The sequence below is a fragment of the Alteromonas sp. KUL150 genome (assembly GCF_009811475.1).
Lineage (GTDB): Bacteria > Pseudomonadota > Gammaproteobacteria > Enterobacterales > Alteromonadaceae > Alteromonas > Alteromonas gracilis.
Genome location: NZ_BLIJ01000036.1, coordinates 35266 through 54629 on the forward strand (window position 1 = coordinate 35266; position 19364 = coordinate 54629).

Below are 19364 nucleotides of genomic sequence, written 5' to 3' on the forward strand. Positions count from 1 at the left end.
GACATGAAATGAGTATACAGTTTTTGGACTTTGAACAGCCAATAGCCGAACTAGAAGCAAAAATTGAAGAGCTTAGGTTGGTAAATCAAGGTGGCGAGTTTGACGTTGGGATTGAAGAAGAGATTAACAAGCTTCGTGGAAAAAGCGCGGAGCTAACTAAGAAAATCTTCTCTGATCTTGGCGCATGGCAGGTTTCACAACTAGCACGTCACCCGATGCGTCCGTACACCCTTGATTATATTCCGCGTATTTTTACCGAATTCGACGAGCTTGCTGGTGACCGTGCGTTTGCAGATGACAAAGCTATTGTGGGCGGCCCAGCAATGTTAGACGACCAACCGGTGATGATTATTGGTCACCAAAAAGGGCGCGACACTAACGAAAAAATTAAGCGTAACTTCGGTATGCCTAAACCTGAAGGTTACCGCAAGGCATTGCGTCTCATGAAAATGGCTGAGCGCTTTAACATGCCTATCATTACCTTCATCGACACGCCAGGGGCATACCCGGGTGTCGGTGCTGAAGAGCGTGGTCAAAGTGAAGCCATTGCGAAAAACCTGTTTGAAATGGCAGAGCTTACTGTTCCAATCGTATGTACCGTGATTGGCGAAGGTGGCTCAGGTGGTGCACTAGCAATTGGTGTAGGCGATCGCGTTAATATGCTTCAATACTCGACCTACTCGGTTATTTCGCCGGAAGGCTGTGCCTCTATTTTGTGGAAAAGTGCAGAAAAAGCCCCTTTGGCTGCTGAAGCAATGGGCGTAAGTGCGCCACAAATTAAAGAGCTTGGGTTAATTAACAGTATTGTTGAAGAGCCGTTAGGTGGCGCGCACCGCGATCACAATAGTATGGCGGCTAACCTTAAAGCTGTTATTAAACAGCAGCTTAGTCAGCTAAAAGAGCTAGATAAAACCAAATTAATGGAAGAGCGTTACGCCCGTTTAATGTCCTTCGGTTACTGCTAGGCTTTTTTCGCCTCTGCGTTTAGTAGCGCAGGGCTGTTTAGTTAATGATATCAAGGGGTTGTTTACCAAAGGTAACCAACCCCTTGGCTTTTTTTAGACCATAAGATTAAGAGGCATACCGGTAAGTGTCCCGCCAAATTTTCTCAGTAAGCGAACATGTCGTTAATCGTATAGAGCACCTTCTAAGCGAAGCTGACATGTCTTTGCAGACCCCTCTCGTTGTCGCTTATAGCGGCGGTGTTGATTCTTCTGTTCTGTTACAAGCCGTAATCGCGTATCGCGAACAATTTAATGCGCCTGTCCATGCGGTACATGTACATCATGGTTTGAGTGAGAACGCCGACAACTGGGCACGTCATTGTGAATTGCAATGTCGTCTCGAAGATGTACAGTTTCACTTGTATCGCGTAGAGGTGAATACCGGTGCGCGCAAGAGTCTAGAAGCCGAGGCGCGGAAAGTAAGGTACAACGCACTACTTGAAGTTTGTGAGCAAATAGGCGGCGTATTGCTGCTAGGTCAGCACGCAGAAGATCAGCTTGAAACCGTTTTGCTGCAGTTGAAACGAGGCGCTGGGCCACAAGGATTAGCAGGGATGGGGGAAATGCAATACCGAGGCAAAACGCTCATCATGCGTCCCATGTTGGCATTAGAGAAGACTGATATAGTCACCTATGCAGAGGATGAAATGCTGCAGTGGGTTGAGGATGAATCTAACCAGCAAAATAGTTTTGACAGAAACTTTTTAAGAAACGAGATTATTCCACATTTATTAAATCGCTGGCCTCAGTTGACTAAGACAGTGGGGCGCAGTGCAACGCTGTGTGCAGAGCAGAGCGCGCTTGTGGTTGACTCGGCCCAGTCATTTTATGAGGATTGTAAGCGCACAGAGTTAAGGCTAGACGGTCAAAAACTCGCTTCTTTGTCACCACCTTGGCAAGCCATGGTTATACGTGCCTGGTTTAATGCACAACGCCAACTGTCACCGTCTAAAGCACAAGCTGACCAAGTACTATCGATGTTAAACGCGAAGCATGATGCGACGCCTGAAGTTAACTTCAAGTGGGGAAAGGTGATTCGGTTTGACAAAGACCTCTATTGGGTCGCAAATACAACACATGAACCTGACGCAGATGGCACATTAAATCTCAATACTGACAATCATCTTCCTTGGCTTAACGGGTCGGTAACCGTTCTTTTAACTCAGCCAAAAGAGGACGACATGGTTACGTTTCAAACCAATGCTCGTAACCTTCGCATTAAGCCTGAGCACGCTAGTGTATCTAAACCATTGAAGGAATGGTTCAAGGTGTGGCGTATTCCGCGATGGGAGCGAAATGGCGCGCCGGTTATTTACCTAAATAGGCAACCTATTGCGGTAATTGTTAATGGGGAATGTGTTTATTTACAACCCAGAGATCAGCGTATCCATGTGTCTTTCAAATCAGACTAAGACATTTTAGTTAACACGTTAAACGACACCAACTAAAAAAGCTGTTTTCGCTAATGGTGCTTTGATAGGAGCGTTTAAGTCAGCATTTATTGCATACCAAGCTGCGGCAATAATCAAGCTAAAGCACAGAAGCTTGGGGGCCTCAGACTGGTATACTGGGAAAGAGAAAGAGGCGAAGGCGGCAGTATTTTGCCTCTCTATGCGGATTGGTATTGACTCAAACATCTATGCCGCTTGATAGCTATTTTTTCCTGAATTTTTGACGCGATACAACGCGTTGTCTGCGCGGTCGAAAATGCTGCTGACTGTATCACCGTCTCGGTAGATAGCACCGCCTAAACTTGTCGATACTTCTAAGCCTGCCAAATAACTAGAGCTGTTTATGCTCGATTGTATACGCTGTGCAGCACAGGCAAGCTGAAGCTGTGTTTGGCAATCTAACAAGCAACAGAATTCGTCGCCGCCATAGCGGAATGCTTCATCTTCGTCGCGCAGCATTCTCGATAGGTGTGATGCCACATGCGCCAGAACTTTGTCACCTTCGCCGTGCCCGAAGTTGTCGTTAACGTACTTGAAATTGTCTAAATCTATAACTAAAAGAGCAAAGGGTTCATCGTGCCTTTGGGCCCAGCCCAGCTGTCTTGTCATAGATTGCTCAAATCCTGCTCGGTTGCCTAAACCTGTTAACGCATCTTTTGTCGCCATCTGCTGAACTTGCGCAAGAGTTAGCGCGTGTTTAACCTGTTTTCCAAATAAATCATGGAGTTGGAAAAGCGCTTCCCGTTGCGATAACGACAATGGTGAACTAATGTAATAATACGCGTGGGCTTGTTCGCCATTGATAGTGTTGGCACCTTGCAAAGGCAAATCAATCAGCGTTGACGATATCTTCGCATTGCCATAAATCCAGCGGGAGTCAAAATCAGATAGGCTAAACCCGATGACTGGCAGCAGCATATTAAGCTGCTGGAAATACACGCCACCTAACTCTTGAAGTTCAAGAGTGGAAAGTATCTGTGTGACAAAGCCTGATAGTTCACTAAATGTAAGTGAACTTGCAGTGCTCTCAGCAGGATAAAAGCTATTGTGTTGTGTGCTATCGTAGACCGAGGTTGAAAAATCCACAGTAGTGCCCCTATACAAAATGCGTTGATATGCAAAGAAACAAACGTCAAAGCCCTGACGTTCCTGTGGCCTAGCTTTCAATTTTTGAAAGGTTTTATGGCGGTCACAATGGCAAAACTTGCCGAATCTGCATTTGTACTAAAGGTTTTTGCAAAACAAGTGCCAATAAAGGCAAGCAGTTTGATTTTTATTATAAATGTGAGGATATTAATCTTACGTGGCTTTTTTGACGGCCTACAACAATACACACATAGGGTTAGATTTATCATTGGGTATACGATAGTTACTCGATACTAAAGCCGCAAAAATCTGTAGCGATATTGCATAGCATATTCATTAAATTTTCGGAGGTAATGTGGGAACAAGCTTTTTAAATGTTGTGATACTGATGTTTATATCTGTATGCGCTGTCGCTTTATTTAAACGTGTTCACCTCCCTCCTATTCTTGCCTACCTTTTTGCTGGCATTTTGGCTGGACCGCAGATCCTTTCGGTTTTCGCACACCCAGAGGAAATGCACCTTTTGGCCGAAATCGGCATCGTTTTTCTGCTTTTTTCCTTGGGGCTAGAATTCTCCCTACCTAAATTACTCGCCATGCGCTCTTTAGTATTTGGAGTAGGTTTAGGGCAAATGGTGTTCACTACCGCTGTCTTTACCTGCATCCCCTTATTTTTCGGTATTTCAATGAGCGCTTCAATAATCATAGGTGGTACTCTCGCTCTTAGCTCTACGGCGATTGTCATTAAACAAGCCACAGAAATGGGGATCCTCAATAACCGTCGCACGCAGCTCGCTGTCAGTATCTTACTTTTTCAAGATTTAGCGGTTGTTCCATTTTTAATTGCCATTCCTCTCCTAGCTCAGACCGGTGAAGTAAGCATTGCGCTTGCCCTCGGTGAAGCGCTACTCAAAGGCGTTTTCGTCATTGCATTTTTAATGTCTGTAGGTAAGTGGTTACTTCCTTGGGTATTTAGAGAAATAGCGAGAACCAGAACAGACGAGCTGTTTGTTCTGACCACTATTCTCATAGCATTGTTGGCAGGAGGGTTAACCTATTATTTCGGGCTATCTATGGCATTGGGCGCATTTTTGGCGGGCATGATGCTCGGAGAGAGCCAGTACAAATACCAGCTCGAAGCTGATATACGCCCTTTTAGAGACATATTGATGGGGCTGTTCTTTGTGACAGTGGGAATGCAGTTAGAGCTAACCGTACTATGGGACAGTTTGTTTGAAATTGTTTTCGGTGTATTTGCACTTATGATAACCAAAGTGGTACTCGTAAGAGTCGCTTCTTTATTGGTTAAAACAGACGCCATAGATGGATGGTCAGCAGGCGTTAAGCTATGTCAGATCGGAGAGTTTAGTTTTGTTATTGCAGCACTCGCCACTACACATGGTGTACTCACATCAGAACAATCGTCTCTCATCGTGAGTATGGGCGTAATCAGTATGGCACTAACACCTTGGCTAATGAACAATAGTGTCACCATTGCTAAACGCATCGTTAATAACGATTTATCTTTTGACGATAATATAAGTCACAGTGCGGGCGCTCAACTCACTAACCATGTGGTGATATGTGGGTTTGGTCGAGTAGGGCAGTCGGTGGCGAGAATGCTGAAAATGGAAGGTATTCACTTTGTCGCCATTGATATGGATCCTGTGAGGGTACACGAGAGTCGAAACGCTGGGGAGCCCGTTATTTTCGGTGACGCTAGTCAAAAAGATATTTTGCTTAATGCCAATATAGAAAGCGCCAAACTCGTATTGGTTACCTTTGATCAAGTCGATAAAGCGAAGCAAGTTATCACCCAAACAAGAAGCATTACCGAGACGACCGATGTTATGGTAAGAACGAAGCGAGATTACCAACTTGATAGTTTGTATACCGCTGGCGCTAATCAAGTGGTTCCGGAACTTCAGGAAGGAAGTTTGATGTTAGTTTCTCAAGTACTGCATTATGCCGGTGTTCCCATGTCACGTATTTTAAAGCGCGTTCGAGCGGAAAGGAAAGGCCGTTACGATCACATGCACGGCTTTTATCCAGGAGAAACCACTGAAATCACCTATGGCACAGAAGATAAACTAGAATTTATTCACGCGGTTGTGCTGTCTGAACATGCATCGTGTATCGGAAAAGCAATCAAAGATATAGATTTCTCTAGAATGCGGGTGGCAATCAAAGGGTTGAGACGAGACGGCAACGAAGTAAAAGACCCCGATAAGGACGCTATCTTACAAGCTCACGACGTCCTTGTGATTGCGGGTAAACCTCGACGGGTGGAGCGGGCAGAGCGCAAACTGTTAGAAGGGAGCTAGCGCGCGGTTTAAGTTAGCGCGCTGGCGGGGAGACAAGTTTGAGGTGACCTATGCGACGCGGTCTTTTTCTAAGTCCGCAAACTGCTTTTTTAAGTCGTAGCGTTCGTCGGTCACAATTTTCTCCAACACTGATACGCGCTCTTTCAAATCAGCAATTTCTTTTTTGTAAGCTTCCACTTCTTTAGTGTTAAGCTTTTTTCTACTTTTGTCTTTTGCACTATCGACAATACTGACAAGTGCCCAAGCACAAATAGCTACTATTGCAATCGCGGTCATATTCACGGTGGTATCCCTCACAAATGGCTTTAAAACAGTGTAGGTGAAAATATGTTCAGTTGTCTAATTCACCTGTATATCTAGTCAATTCGATCTAACTACTTATTGAGAAAATCCTGCTAGGCTTTCGGCAATATAACGGTTATTTTTCAACATTTTTGGTAAAAAATGTAACCAGTTAATTCCTTCACTTCAGCAGTGTTATAATGAGAGTTTGCAAGTACATTGCCAAGTGACAAAAGTCATTATTTTTTAATGTGTTAGGTTTTTTACTCGGCAGGTATGAAATAAAGATTAACAGATTTCACCAACTTAAATAGCAAATTTGACGAATGAATGACCAAAATAGTAACTCTCTGTCAGCAAGCCTCATGAAAGAACAGAAGCACACAGAAGAGCATCAGCAAGATTCATCTGGCGAATTAAAAAGACAGAGTGAAGAAAGGGATTTAGCAATTGAGAGTGAACCGTCGAAGCATGATGGTAGTTTATCCCTGCACGATAACGCGATTCAAATCAAACGACCCTTTCAAGATGCTTGCGAAACGTTCACAAGTGAAGAGATTGAGCAACATAAGCATTGGATGAAACATGCCTTAACGCTTGCCGATAAAGCGGAATTAATAGGAGAAGTGCCTGTAGGAGCCTGTGTGGTATTAAATGGCGAGCTAATTGGCGAAGGGTACAATACGCCTATAACAGATAACGACCCTTCTGCTCATGCTGAGCTTCGTGCCGTGAAAGCAGCTGCCTCTCAAGTACAAAATTATCGCCTTGTTGATGCAACCCTGTATGTCACACTGGAACCCTGCTCAATGTGCGCAGGCATGTTGGTACATGCGCGTGTTAAGCGGGTGGTGTTTGGCGCCAAAGATGCCAAAACCGGTGCAGCGGGTTCTGTCATGAATTTACTTCAACATTCAGCCCTAAATCATCAGATTGAGATAGTGTCGGGGGTACTAGCTGACGAGTGTGCACAGAAATTGTCAGACTTTTTCCGCAAGCGCAGAAAGGAAATAAAAGCGGCTAAAAAAGCCCAAAAACTTAAAGAGAATGGTGAGTCTGATTAGTTCAACATAGAAGTTTATAGAAGTGTAAATGTAAGAGATCTGAGGGCAGCGGGTTGAGCCGCCCATAGTACTAGCTCGGTGTGCGAGTTAGTTGAGTAAACATGTCACTGGTCACAAAGAGCTTGCGACGCTGAAGTACTTTTTGATGACAACGTTTAAGCATAAGCCTACGTCTATTATTGTTTTTCAATTTTATTCCTTTTTTCATAAAACGATTTCTTTTCATTTATTCTCCTTTCTCTCATCTCTCGCTGTAGAAAGACTAACCGTCCTTCTCGCATTGAATATGTTTATCGAATATTGTCTTTTGAGAAAGTGAGTTAGCGTTGACTAACTCTTTCTTAGGGTAGTGAATAAAGATGACATCGAAATGACAGTTTTCAAGAGAGGCGATAATGAATGGCGTTAAATTTTTCCTTGTTCGTCTAGCCAGACTAAGCTGTCGTAATAGCGACGAATATTTTCAACATACTGCAACGCCTCGTCGCCTCTTGCGTAACCATAGCGGGTAGTTCGATAGTATTTCTTTTGTCTAAGCTGCGGCAAACGGCGTTTTACGTCTACCCATAGATCAGGATTTCCACCTTGTCTTTCAGTAAGTACTCGCGCATCTTCTAAGTGTCCCATGCCGATGTTGTACGATGCCATAGCCATCCAGGTTCTATCGGGATCGCTTATACGCGCTGGGATCCTATTTAGTAAGCTGGCGAAATAACGTGACCCACCGCGAATACTTTGTTCAGGATCGGTTCTATCGTCCACGTTCCAGTCGCTTGCCGTGTCTAACGTAAGCATCATTAACCCACGTACGCCCGTCCGAGAGATAGCTTCGCTGTCCCAGTGACTTTCCTGATAGCTCATAGCCGCTAAAAGTCGCCAGTCGAGCTCGCCAGCATACTTTTGAAATAACGGTTTGTACTCTGCCAGTGAGGTTTCTGCAGCGTAGTTAAATGCTCGACTGTCCACATAATCAAACTGTCGAATATGGCCGAAATATTTATCTTCCAACACCGTAAACCAACCAGACTGATGCACGGTGCCAAAATATTCAATTAATGCAGCTTTAACCGAGTCATCTTGATTCATTGGTAGAGCCCATGCCATTGGCATCTTCTCATCAAGTGTTTTCGCTACTGCTAAATTGGGGTAGCGTCTGCGCTGAAGTGCTAACCGATTGCTGTCGGCCACTGTATACGCGATGTCACCATTAGCAACTTGTTGTAGCAGTTCTTCTGAGTCTGAATCTTCAGTGGTCATCAAATTGGTTTTTATGACCTTACCGCTCTCATTCAGTTCGTCGAAAATATCTGTTAAAAGATAGGCTTGGCTACTCCCTGATACTGCAACAATCGGTGCGTCCAAATCAGCGAGATCTCTAGGCCTGTTTGTTCCCGCCTGAAAAATAAGCTCTTGTTCGACGTGCTGGTAGGCGGGTCCGTAAGCGAAGCGTTTTTTCAATGAATCAGTGACCGCATCACCCGTTGCTACGATATCTAGGTTGCCTTCTTCAAGTTGCTCAAGCATGACTTCGTAACTATAAAACGGATACAAATCTAAGGTGACACCCAAGTAATCAGCGAAACCTGCCAGTAATTCGTACTCAAACCCTTGAGGGCCTTCTGCGCCATTATAAAACGTGCCTGCTCCGTAAACCGTGCCCACGCGAATCGATTCTCTCTCTAATAATGATGAAAGCGAAGTAGGCACTGATGGGACGCCACAACTCATTACCGCTATAGATAAAATAATTATTAACTGTAGTTTTAATCGCTTTTTATAGTCAGATGACTGCATAGACCTTTACTTGTTGTCATTAAACCGTCTAAGTTTAAAAAAAAGTTCACGTAAGCGCGTTATGAGGTTACTTACTGCTCATTATTACTTTATAATCCGCGCCGAAATACTCATCAATCCAAGAGGCAACGCGTCGCATTGGTGGTCGTTGTTTCTAACAAACCAGGTAAATCAATATGTTGGTCCTTCGAGGCGCTCCTGCACTATCAGAGTTTAACCAAACTAAACTGATTGCAAAGCTGGGTCAATCCGGCGTTAGGGTAAAAAACCTTTATAGCGAATATGTTCACCTAGTCGATTCCAAAGGTGACTTGTCTAAGCAGCAAATAGAAATACTCGAAAAGCTGCTCACTTACGGCCCCGCGAGGCAAGCACAAACACCTTCTGGAACTCTATTCCTTATCACTCCTCGCCCTGGCACCATCTCTCCCTGGTCTTCTAAAGCCACCGACATCGCTCATAACTGTAGTCTAAAAAATATCAACCGAATAGAACGCGGCTGTGCATTTTATATTGAGTCAGAGACGGCACTTAGCGAAGATGATTTTGCACTTGTTGCTAGCTTCCTACACGACAGAATGACTGAGTCAGTATTTACTAATACCGACGATGCAGCGGTGCTTTTTGCTCACACTGAAGCCAATACCTTCACCAGTGTTGATGTTTTAGGCGAAGGCAAAGAAGCGCTGGTTAATGCGAACGTATCGTTAGGCCTGGCACTTGCAGATGATGAGATTGACTACCTATTTGAAAGCTTTACAAAGCTAGGCAGAAACCCGACTGACGTTGAACTTTATATGTTTGCGCAAGCAAACTCAGAACATTGTCGTCACAAGATTTTTAACGCTAGCTGGACCATTGACGGCGAAGATCAAGAGAAGTCGCTGTTCAAAATGATCAAGAACACCTACGAGTTATTGCCTGATCACGTGTATTCAGCCTACAAAGATAACGCAGCGGTTATGGAAGGATGGGAAGCGGGGCGCTTCTTCCCTAATCCTCAAACACATCAGTACGAATACCATCATGAAAATATCGACATTTTGATGAAGGTAGAAACCCACAACCACCCAACGGCAATTTCACCTTTCCCAGGTGCTGCAACAGGCTCTGGTGGTGAAATTCGTGATGAAGGTGCCACAGGTCGTGGTTCAAAACCTAAAGCAGGTTTGGTTGGTTTCACCGTATCTAATTTACGTATACCGGGCGCTGAGCAGCCCTGGGAATTAGAATACGGCAAGCCACAGCGCATTGTTAGTGCCCTTGATATTATGCTTGAAGGCCCACTAGGTGGCGCTGCGTTTAACAATGAATTTGGTCGTCCTGCGCTATTAGGTTATTTCCGTACGTTCGAGCAAGAAGTTAATAGTTTTAACGGCGTCGAAGTTCGTGGCTACCATAAGCCTATTATGCTGGCTGGTGGCTTAGGTAACATTCGTCGTGAACATATTGAAAAAGGTGAAATCACCGTTGGCGCTAAGCTAATTGTGCTTGGCGGCCCTGCGATGAATATTGGTCTTGGCGGCGGGGCAGCGTCGTCAATGGCGTCTGGCCAGTCGAACGAAGATTTAGACTTTGCCTCTGTACAGCGAGACAACCCAGAAATGGAGCGTCGCTGTCAGGAAGTAATTGATGCATGCTGGCAGCTAGGGGACAACAACCCTATCCAGTTCATCCACGATGTGGGTGCGGGTGGCCTTTCAAACGCACTGCCTGAACTGGTTAATGATGGTGGCCGTGGCGGTAACTTTGAGCTTAGAAAAGTATTGTCTGATGAGCCTGGTATGACACCTTTAGAGCTATGGTGTAACGAATCCCAAGAGCGCTATGTTTTATCTGTCGCGCCTGAAAATATGCCGGTATTCGAAGCAATTTGCGCCCGCGAACGTGCGCCATTTGCTGTGGTTGGTGAAGCCACTGCCGAACAGCACCTGAACCTGAACGACAGTCAGTTTGAGAACAAACCTATTGATATGCCGCTAGATGTACTTTTAGGCAAGCCGCCTAAAATGCATCGCGACGTAAGTTCGTCCGAAGTAAGTTCGCCAGCATTAGACGACACAGGCATTACCTTAAGTGAAGCTGCAAACCGCATTTTATCTTTGCCAACTGTCGCTGAAAAAACTTTTCTTATTACCATTGGCGATCGCTCGGTTACCGGCCTTGTAAGTCGCGACCAAATGGTGGGCCCATGGCAAGTGCCAGTGGCGGATGTAGCAGTAACCGCTGCGGCATTTGACACCTACCACGGTGAAGCGATGTCGATGGGCGAGCGTACGCCTGTTGCACTTTTGTCACACGGCGCGTCAGCACGTCTTGCTGTGGGTGAAGCGTTAACCAACATTGCCGCAGCAAACATCGGCGATATTAAGCGCATTAAACTGTCCGCAAACTGGATGGCAGCAGCTGGACACCCTGGGGAAGATGCAGGTCTTTATGAAGCTGTAAAAGCAGTGGGTGAGGAACTTTGCCCAGAGTTAGGCCTAACCATTCCAGTGGGTAAAGACTCAATGTCGATGAAAACGGCATGGAATGAAAACGGAGAAGACAAAGCGGTGACTTCTCCGCTGTCACTGGTTATTTCAGCGTTTGGCGCCGTAAAAGATATTCGCAAAACGGTGACGCCTCAGCTTAGAACAGACAAAGGCGCAAGCCGCTTGTTGCTACTAGATTTGGGTGAAGGTAAAAATCGCTTGGGCGCTAGCTGTTTGGCACAAGTTTATACCCAGCTTGGTGATAGCCCAGCCGATGTGGTGTCCGCTAGCCGCCTTAAAGCCTTCTTTGACGCAATGCAGGCGCTTATCGAAAAAGGCTTGGTATGTGCGTACCACGACCGTTCAGATGGTGGCCTGTTTACCACTGTTGCTGAAATGGCCTTTGCGGGTAAAACAGGCGTAAGCGTTAACCTTGATAGCCTTAAAGGTAACGACATTGCTGTAATGTTCAATGAAGAACTGGGTGGCGTTATTCAAGTGCTTAAAAGCGACCAGGAAGCAGTTAACGCAGTATTGACGGAATTCGGTTTAACTGAATTTACTCACGATATCGGTACGCTTAATAGCACAGATATGATTGAGTTTAGTCGCGATGGCGTCGCTGTACTTGCAGATAGCCGCGTATCAATGCGTACAACGTGGGCGCAAACTACGTTTGAAATGCAAAAGCTTCGTGATAACCCAGAGTGTGCTGAACAAGAACATGCGGCGAAGCAAGATGCTGCCGATCCTGGTTTGCATGCAGCGCTATCTTACGATGTTAACGAAGACGTTGCCGCGCCCTATATCGCCAAAGGCGTTAAGCCCAAAGTGGCTATTTTAAGAGAGCAGGGCGTTAACTCGCATCTTGAAATGGCGGCTGCATTTACCCGTGCAGGCTTCGACGCTATCGATGTACACATGAGTGACGTGTTGGCAGGTCGCATTACCCTTGAACAGTTTGCGGGTCTTGCTGCTTGTGGTGGTTTCTCTTACGGTGATGTTCTGGGAGCAGGTGAAGGCTGGGCTAAGTCTATACTGTTTAATAGCATTGCTCGGGATCAGTTTGAAGGCTTCTTCAACCGTAACGATACTTTCAGTTTAGGTGTGTGTAATGGCTGTCAGATGCTCTCGAACCTTAAATCATTGATCCCTGGCACTGAGCATTGGCCGCACTTTGTCACTAACCAGTCGGCGCGATTTGAAGCCCGCGTTGCAATGGTTGAAGTGATGGAATCTAAGTCTGTGCTGCTTGATGGCATGGCAGGTTCGCGTATGCCTATTGCTGTGTCGCACGGTGAAGGTCAGGCTGAGTTCGCTAACGACAACGCGTTATCACTGGTGGGCGCGCAGGTGGCGATGCGTTACGTAGACAACTACGGCAAGCCAACCATGCAATATCCAGCTAATCCGAATGGTTCACCACAAGGTATTACTGGTTTAACTTCTGTAGATGGGCGCAGCACTATAATGATGCCGCACCCTGAACGTGTATTTAGAGCCGTTGCAAACTCTTGGCGTCCAGATGAATGGCAAGAGGACGGTGCGTGGATGCGAATCTTTAGAAACGCCCGTAAATTTGTTGGCTAGTTAACAGTGTGATTTTAATAAACAGGGGGAAACCCCTGTTTATTTTCTATAAAAATACTGTTTAATAAACGCGCATACCTTAAATAGGCGTCAAACCTTTGTCAAAGTGTCAAAAATCTGGTTTTTGCTCTTGTCATCAAGTTGTCACTGATCTATTGTAGTGCACGCAGGGAATGCAATTAGGTTACAGGAGTTGAGTTAGGGTTGTACCGGTATTCTGCATTTGCGAGCTGGTTTAAATAATAAGAGACGACCAATGAATCGTTCCTCAAAAGGGTTTGGCTTAACCGGAGTGGCTGTAGCTGTAGTGCTGATGTTCGTAACTGCTGTTTTTAGCACATCTGCGAAGTCTGCCGAAGCTCCAACAACGCTAAGTGTGCTGTTTTCAGTTAAGTAGTCTGAAAGAAAAATTCTAACGCCCGTATCAAGTTGCTTGATACGGGCGTTAATCATTGGCATGCGAGAAGAGGCGACTAAATAACATCGGTTAAGAAAAGGCGCTAAGCCAATAAGCACTTTTGAAGGCGCTACAGAGCGTTATTTCATAAGCCCTGCAGCCCTCAATTTAGAAAGCTTACGCTTTTATCCTTTCTTATTTTTCTCTCTATTAATTAGCTTTTGCTGAGGATGTTTTTTCAGTAACACATAAGTGGCACCAAACCCGCCGTGCATGGGTTGCGCCGTATGATACGCAATCACCTCATCAAGTTCTTTTAGCCAATGATTAACATAGCTCTTCTTTAATGCCGGAAAGGGTTTACTGTTTTCACCTGTTCCATGCTTAATGAGTAGGGCACGAACCCCTCGCTCGTGACTTGATTTAATAGTGCTATAAATCAGGTCGCGGCTTTGCTCTAGCGTCTTTCCTGATAGCGAAATGTTGGTCTCTAAAGGGTATTTCCCAAGACGAAGTTTTTTAAATACGCCGTCTTGAATGCCAGGCTGCTGGAAATGTATAAAATCATCAGGCGGTACCGGCTTTACACCTTCCATGCTTAGAGGGTTAACGAGTTTTTCGCGGATGCTCATCTGCCTGGCGGCACGTTTCTGCTTTTCTGCGAGCGCCTTTTCAGGATCGTGTAATAAAGCCTTATCATCTGATGCAATAGGTTTTACATCTTGCATTTCTGCAAAAAACGAATCGATATCATCGTTTTCAAATTGGCTCATACTATTCCCCGTATTAACTACTACATCATTATTTATACGTTATTTTTTGCCTGATGGTCTATGCGAAGTGTACTTATTGGAAAGCTAAATGCGCAGATAGACGACGCTTAAAATCGGCAACGGCTATAAAAGTGGGGATTAATTTCGAAATTTCATCGGTTAGTAGATGGCACCGGGCTCAGATAGTGCCTCTATGGCAAACCATTCCTCTTCGGTAAATGTTGAATCACTCGGTGTTTCAACATCATCGCCTGTTTCTTTTTGGGGGGACGAATCGAAAGTCATTGTGCTCTCCTGTTTAGAAGAGTATTGCTCAATTCGATTAAATTACAACCAAAGTAGAAGAAATAAACATGATGATAGGGGAGCGAAATGTATAGCAAGGTTTACTTAATTTTGGGTTTAAGCCAGTCAAAATGGCGTCCCCAGCTGGAATCGAACCAACATCTAAGCCTTAGGAGGGCCTTGTTTTATCCATTAAACTATGGGGACCTAATGCGTAGGAAGCTTTATTATACGTAGTTCCAGAAAATACGAAACCCTTTGATTAATCAACAAGGTGTAGTGTTTTATAACAACGTACTTATGCGGCTAAAACGGCTTATCTATGCGGATTGGTATGAATACCATGTGATTCTAATCTACCCAATAAAAAGCCCCCGTCGAATACGAGGGCTTTAGGTTAACTTCACAACAAGGTTAGATGTCAGTTGGTGGAAGTTTATCTATCGCTGTTTTCAAAACTTCAGACTCTGTCGGAGAAGCGGTTGTCACGTCACCGCCACTTTCTTTAGACGTATCGCCTACAAGTCCGTCACTAGCATCAGGAGATACGCCCTCACTATTTGAATCCACAGAAGTAGGCTCTGTTGATGGCAGAATCAACTCTTCTGGGGGAAGATCAATATTGACGAGGTCAACAGTTACCTCTGTCACCGGGCCCCCGGAGACGATATCGTCTTCTTCTGGAAGCGTGATGGTGTCATCAGGCAACGTGCTTTCAGGTGTTGATGCCTCAGGAGAAAGCGGGCTCGTTTCTTCTGGAGCAGTTGAAATCGGGTTGCCGATATCAACCGTGTCTAAAGTTATACCTGATAAATCGATGGTGTCGCCACCGCCAAAACCATCGCCAACAGTGGTGCCAAGTGTGCTGACCTCCTCTTCAGGAAGCGTAATGATATCAGGCTTGGTCTCTACTGGTTCCGCACTCATGAGCGGCGAAGTAGGCTCGTTTTCTGGTGTTACCAGACTAGTTTCAGCGTTAAGGTCGACTGTTTGAAGGGTTTGCCCTGTTAGGTCAATTTCGTCAGGTGCTGTAGGCTCGTCAGTAACCACGGTGCCGCTGCTATCTGATGCACTTACAGACTCAGATGAACTGCTCATTACCACTTCTGGTACACCTTCACCAGATGCCGTTACAAACACGTTAAATTCTGCCTCTTCGATAGTACCGTCTGGATATTCGATACGGTAAGTAAAAGTATCCGTTAAGGTCCCACCAAATACGGCTTGCGTGTTATCCGGGGTATAAGTGTAAGCGCCAGTTTCGTCAATTTGCAGCGTGCCGAAATCTCCCACTAACGTAATGCCGCCCGAAGCGTCTTGGAAGTTAGTTCCATCAGCAGATACACTCACGTCGTATGTTGGGCCAAACAGTATATCGTTTTCGAACAGATTACCGGTGGCGGTTTGTACGCTACTGACTTCAAACTGATCAAGGTAGTTGACGGTAGAGGATAGATCCACACTAATACTCCCCGCTACCCCAAGCCCCGTGGTGCCATTCATTGATAGACGATATAAGCCTTCAGTTAGTCCGTTGACGGTAAGCACGGTATCACCGTTAATGCCTAACAAACTAATGAGCTCGCCGTTTGGGAACACTCTATAAGGTTCCCACGATCCGTTTTCGAATCTTTCTACTGTTAAAGTAAGGCTCGAAACCAGTGATAATAGGCTGCCATTATCGACGTTCAAGGTGATATCTTGAGTGGTATTCGTAGCTACCGCAAAGGTACTGCTGGTATCACTAAAGCTTCCTCCAAGTCCTAGCAAATAGCTATGTGAAAGCGCACCTATGTCACTTGGACCAGCTTCAGATACAAAGTCATAGGTTAATTCAGCACGGGCCGAGTCAGCGGATACCCCTTGTCCAGACAGGTTAAAGTTCAAGTTTGCAGTAGACGTATTGGTTCCGTCTGAAATGGTGTAGCTAAAACTATCAGTATTGCCTAAGCCGTCGCGCACGCCGTTGGCTACATAGATGTAGCTGCCGTCTTCAAAAATGGTGAGGTCGCCATAGTCACCTTCAATAGTAATGCCCGACAAACCAGTACCTAATACGGTTACCGATTCCCCATTGGTATGGGTAACTTGCGTCACTACGCCGCCTTCAGCAATGCTATCTGCAACATCACCTGTATTAGCAGCATCAATAACATTTCCCGATGTTGTAGTGCTGCCCTCAAACGCGTATTCAGTGAGCGTTGAAGTTATATCGGTAGATTGTAGTAAAGTAAGTGTATTACTTAGCAATGCCGCCGCAACAGCGTCTAATACGGCATCTGCCAATGCGCCTAACCCTAATAGATTCAGGCCTGTGGTGATTGTGCTGACTAAATCGCCGGCACCTATAGTGTCTGCGGTGCTCAAGGCCGGCTCTAGAATAAGATTTCGTACTACCGTACCTAAACCCAGACCATTGAGAACACTCGCATTAGTACCATTCAGTGCATCTTCTACAGCAGTCAATACAACGTCTTGGTTCTCTTCCCCAAGGACAACACCACCGTCACCTAGTTCAGTTAAGGTAATCGAGCCGTCACCATCTTGATCAAGCAGAGACTCGAGTACACTATCATCGTTGCGAACTACAACGGTATATTCACCAGCTGGAAGCCCTGAAAACTTAGCAACAAGTATATCGTCACCTGTCAACCCAATCAGGTTTACGCCTGCTACATCACCTATTAAAGGGTTGTCTGGTGTCATGGCCGTGGCGACCACGTTGCCATCTGCATCAATAATATCAACACGATACGCATCAGCGACGGCGACTAACGCTGTTTGGCTAACTTCTACAACCACTTCGCCAAAGAAACCAGCATCAACGGTAAGCGTTGTGCTAGCCTCTGGCGACCCTGCCGCTGGTGAACCTTCGGCTAAGCCAATGACTTGGAAGTCACTATCGGTAACTGGGGCGTTCACAATGGCGGTTTGTGCGCCTAGCTCCATATCATTGTTATCGGTTTGGGCGACTACTGGTGGGAAGTCGCTGCCAGAAATGGTGATGGTAAGTGCCGCAATATCGGAAGTTTCACCATCTGATAGGGTGTAGTTAAACACTTCATCTTGCCCAATAGCACTGCGGTCACCATCAGCGGTATAGGTGTAAGTACCATCTGCAGCAATTTCCAGTACGCCATAGTTACCTTGGATAGTGACCGTACCTGTAGCAGGAACCGTAACACTTTCACCAGACGAGTTAGTAACAAGTGTCACTTGGGCACCGTCTAGAATGGTATCGGCACCCACGCCACTCAAATCACCATCGATTAGGTTACCTTGCGCCACTAAATCACCTGTATAGGTGTATTCTGTTAACGTGGTTGTGATGTCGGTGTCTTGCAATAGGGTTAGCGTATTGCTGAGCAATGCATCGGCAATGACGCTTAAAATATCATCAAGGAAGCCAGTTAAACCAATTGCATCAAGAGGCGCGGTAAGTAAATTAACAAGCTGACCTGCGCCAATTACTGTAGTCGTATCCAGAAGTGTTTCTAATACTCCCCTTACTTGCGTGCCAACCGTACCAAGTGGAATACCTAAAACGCCGGTATTTAACGTGGTTTCAATAGTATCAAGAACTACTGCTTGATTGTCGGGCCCAAGTACAACACCAGCTGTACCAAGTTCATCAAGGTCAACATCGTTACTATTGTCGTTGTCTAACAAGTCTTCAAGTAAGTTCTCATCATTGCGGACCACCACACTGTAGTTGCCAGCATCAAGGCCTGCTAACGTGAACGAAATGGTCTCGTCGCCGGTAACATCAAAAATGTCTAGTCCACCGACATCGGCAAGTTGTGAATCTGCGCTAACCCCTTGGTAAACAAGTTGACCGCTCTCGTCATACACCTCAACAATGTAGGCATCGGCAACAGCAACCAGTGCTATTTGATCAACTTCTACTAACACTTCACCCACATGGTTAGGAGAAACGGCAAAAGATGCGCTTGCATCGACACCGCCTGTAGACTCTGCTAAGCCAATCACTTGCACGTCGCTGGTGGTTTCCGGTGGGTTGACCGTGACCACAGGTTCGCCCATATCAACGGTGTTACCGTCGTTTATAGCATCAAGCGCTTGTACAACTACGTTTTGGCTAGCGGTACTCGCAGTATTTCCTGCTTCATCAGTGACGGTTGCCACTACGGCATAGGTGCCCGCTGGTAGCGGTGTGCCAGTTAAATCCAGGCTCCAGTTGCCGCTGCCATCAATAGTAAGTTCAGGGTCAGTGCCAAAGGTATAGGAAGTGCCATCAACGGTAACGGTTAGGGTAGTATTGTCACCAAGGTCTACCGTTCCGTTTAGCGTAAGCGTGCTATCGCTAGTAATAAAGTCTCCAGCAACGCCAGAGTCGTTTGAAATACTATCGAACGTTACCGTCTGACCGTTATTGTTTTCATCAATACTGGTATCGATAACAACTGTACCTGTGTCAGTAGCAAGGTTGCCTACAGCATCTGTGGCGGTAACCGTTGCCGTATAATTACCTTCAGCAAGCAGGGCGACAATATTGTCAGCCAGCGTCCATGTGCCGTCCCCGTTATTAGTGGCGGTATAGTCGTTGCCGTCAATCGTCACCACCACAACCGCATTAGGGTCGTTTACCGTACCGGTAAGTTCTGGCGTGGTGTCGTTGGTGGTTAGATCGTTAATGGCCACCGTAGGTGCAGTGGTATCAATTACCACCGTGCCCGTGCTGGTTACCGTGTTGCCTGCGGCGTCTGTTGCAGTCACTGACGTTGGGTAACTACCTTCAGCTAACGTGGCAACTACATCATCGGCTAACGTCCATGTGCCGTCCCCGTTATTAGTGGCGGTGTAGTTTTTGCCGTCTATAA

Annotated in this window: 13 protein-coding genes and 1 tRNA gene; 6 read left to right on the plus strand and 8 right to left on the minus strand. The window is 45.8% G+C overall.

The genetic code is table 11. From position 1 onward, the window contains the following. Window positions 1–8 precede the first annotated feature (8 nt). Together accA and tilS are read left to right on the plus strand one after the other, a co-directional pair. On the plus strand, window positions 9–965 hold the full coding sequence (gene accA / locus GVO62_RS08380) for an acetyl-CoA carboxylase carboxyl transferase subunit alpha (protein ID WP_105932269.1): 957 nt from the start codon (window positions 9–11) through the stop codon (window positions 963–965). Window positions 966–1090: 125 nt separating this feature from the next. Next, on the plus strand, window positions 1091–2416 hold the full coding sequence (gene tilS, locus GVO62_RS08385; protein ID WP_236547109.1) for a tRNA lysidine(34) synthetase TilS: 1326 nt from the start codon (window positions 1091–1093) through the stop codon (window positions 2414–2416). An 18-nt stretch (window positions 2417–2434) separates the two neighbouring features. On the opposite strand, the gene GVO62_RS08390 is transcribed toward tilS, so the two are convergent. After that, complete coding sequence (locus GVO62_RS08390; protein ID WP_159118560.1) at window positions 2435–2641, minus strand: hypothetical protein; 207 nt, start codon at window positions 2639–2641, stop codon at window positions 2435–2437. After that, the gene (locus GVO62_RS08395) at window positions 2642–3541 is read right to left on the minus strand and encodes a GGDEF domain-containing protein (RefSeq protein ID WP_159118561.1); all 900 of its coding nucleotides are present in this window, start codon (window positions 3539–3541) and stop codon (window positions 2642–2644) included. Between the two features lie 355 nt (window positions 3542–3896). Here GVO62_RS08395 and GVO62_RS08400 point away from each other — a divergent pair, with 355 nt between their 5' ends. Further along, window positions 3897–5864 (plus strand): cation:proton antiporter domain-containing protein, encoded by a 1968-nt coding sequence (locus GVO62_RS08400; RefSeq protein WP_159118562.1) that lies wholly within the window; start codon window positions 3897–3899, stop codon window positions 5862–5864. A gap of 48 nt (window positions 5865–5912) precedes the next feature. On the opposite strand, the gene GVO62_RS08405 is transcribed toward GVO62_RS08400, so the two are convergent. Then, window positions 5913–6140, minus strand: coding sequence for a hypothetical protein (locus GVO62_RS08405; protein ID WP_159118569.1), 228 nt, complete (start codon window positions 6138–6140; stop codon window positions 5913–5915). Between the two features lie 563 nt (window positions 6141–6703). Here GVO62_RS08405 and tadA point away from each other — a divergent pair. Beyond that, window positions 6704–7210 carry a tRNA adenosine(34) deaminase TadA gene (gene tadA / locus GVO62_RS08410; protein ID WP_201282651.1) on the plus strand — a complete coding sequence of 169 codons (507 nt, stop codon included), beginning with the start codon at window positions 6704–6706 and terminating at the stop codon, window positions 7208–7210. 405 nt (window positions 7211–7615) lie between these two features. On the opposite strand, the gene mltF is transcribed toward tadA, so the two are convergent. After that, window positions 7616–9004, minus strand: coding sequence for a membrane-bound lytic murein transglycosylase MltF (gene mltF / locus GVO62_RS08415; RefSeq protein WP_159118563.1), 1389 nt, complete (start codon window positions 9002–9004; stop codon window positions 7616–7618). Window positions 9005–9180: 176 nt separating this feature from the next. Between mltF and purL the strand changes: the two genes are divergently transcribed. Next, the gene (purL, locus tag GVO62_RS08420; RefSeq protein ID WP_159118564.1) at window positions 9181–13068 is read left to right on the plus strand and encodes a phosphoribosylformylglycinamidine synthase; all 3888 of its coding nucleotides are present in this window, start codon (window positions 9181–9183) and stop codon (window positions 13066–13068) included. A gap of 256 nt (window positions 13069–13324) precedes the next feature. Next, window positions 13325–13465: a hypothetical protein gene (locus GVO62_RS19345; RefSeq protein ID WP_173359657.1), complete on the plus strand. Its 141-nt coding sequence runs from the start codon at window positions 13325–13327 to the stop codon at window positions 13463–13465. A 185-nt stretch (window positions 13466–13650) separates the two neighbouring features. Here the strand turns inward: GVO62_RS19345 and smrA are convergent, their stop codons facing one another. The 4 genes from smrA to GVO62_RS08435 form a co-directional block, all read right to left on the minus strand. Next, window positions 13651–14238: a DNA endonuclease SmrA gene (smrA, locus tag GVO62_RS08425; RefSeq protein ID WP_159118565.1), complete on the minus strand. Its 588-nt coding sequence runs from the start codon at window positions 14236–14238 to the stop codon at window positions 13651–13653. Window positions 14239–14397: 159 nt separating this feature from the next. After that, complete coding sequence (locus GVO62_RS19595) at window positions 14398–14523, minus strand: hypothetical protein (RefSeq protein ID WP_268891133.1); 126 nt, start codon at window positions 14521–14523, stop codon at window positions 14398–14400. Between the two features lie 132 nt (window positions 14524–14655). Further along, window positions 14656–14730 (minus strand) — tRNA-Arg (locus tag GVO62_RS08430). A 207-nt stretch (window positions 14731–14937) separates the two neighbouring features. Next, a partial coding sequence (locus GVO62_RS08435; RefSeq protein WP_201282650.1) for a beta strand repeat-containing protein occupies window positions 14938–19364 on the minus strand: 4427 nt, incomplete at its 5' end.

Bases quoted from the DNA above. Each gene is read 5' to 3' on its own strand.
- accA (WP_105932269.1), top strand. From the start codon at position 9: ATGAGTATACAGTTTTTGGACTTTGAACAGCCAATAGCCGAACTAGAA.
- GVO62_RS08390 (WP_159118560.1), bottom strand. From the start codon at position 2,641: ATGTTTGAGTCAATACCAATCCGCATAGAGAGGCAAAATACTGCCGCC.
- GVO62_RS08405 (WP_159118569.1), bottom strand. From the start codon at position 6,140: ATGACCGCGATTGCAATAGTAGCTATTTGTGCTTGGGCACTTGTCAGT.
- mltF (WP_159118563.1), bottom strand. From the start codon at position 9,004: ATGCAGTCATCTGACTATAAAAAGCGATTAAAACTACAGTTAATAATT.
- purL (WP_159118564.1), top strand. From the start codon at position 9,181: ATGTTGGTCCTTCGAGGCGCTCCTGCACTATCAGAGTTTAACCAAACT.
- GVO62_RS19345 (WP_173359657.1), top strand. From the start codon at position 13,325: ATGAATCGTTCCTCAAAAGGGTTTGGCTTAACCGGAGTGGCTGTAGCT.
- smrA (WP_159118565.1), bottom strand. From the start codon at position 14,238: ATGAGCCAATTTGAAAACGATGATATCGATTCGTTTTTTGCAGAAATG.
- GVO62_RS19595 (WP_268891133.1), bottom strand. From the start codon at position 14,523: ATGACTTTCGATTCGTCCCCCCAAAAAGAAACAGGCGATGATGTTGAA.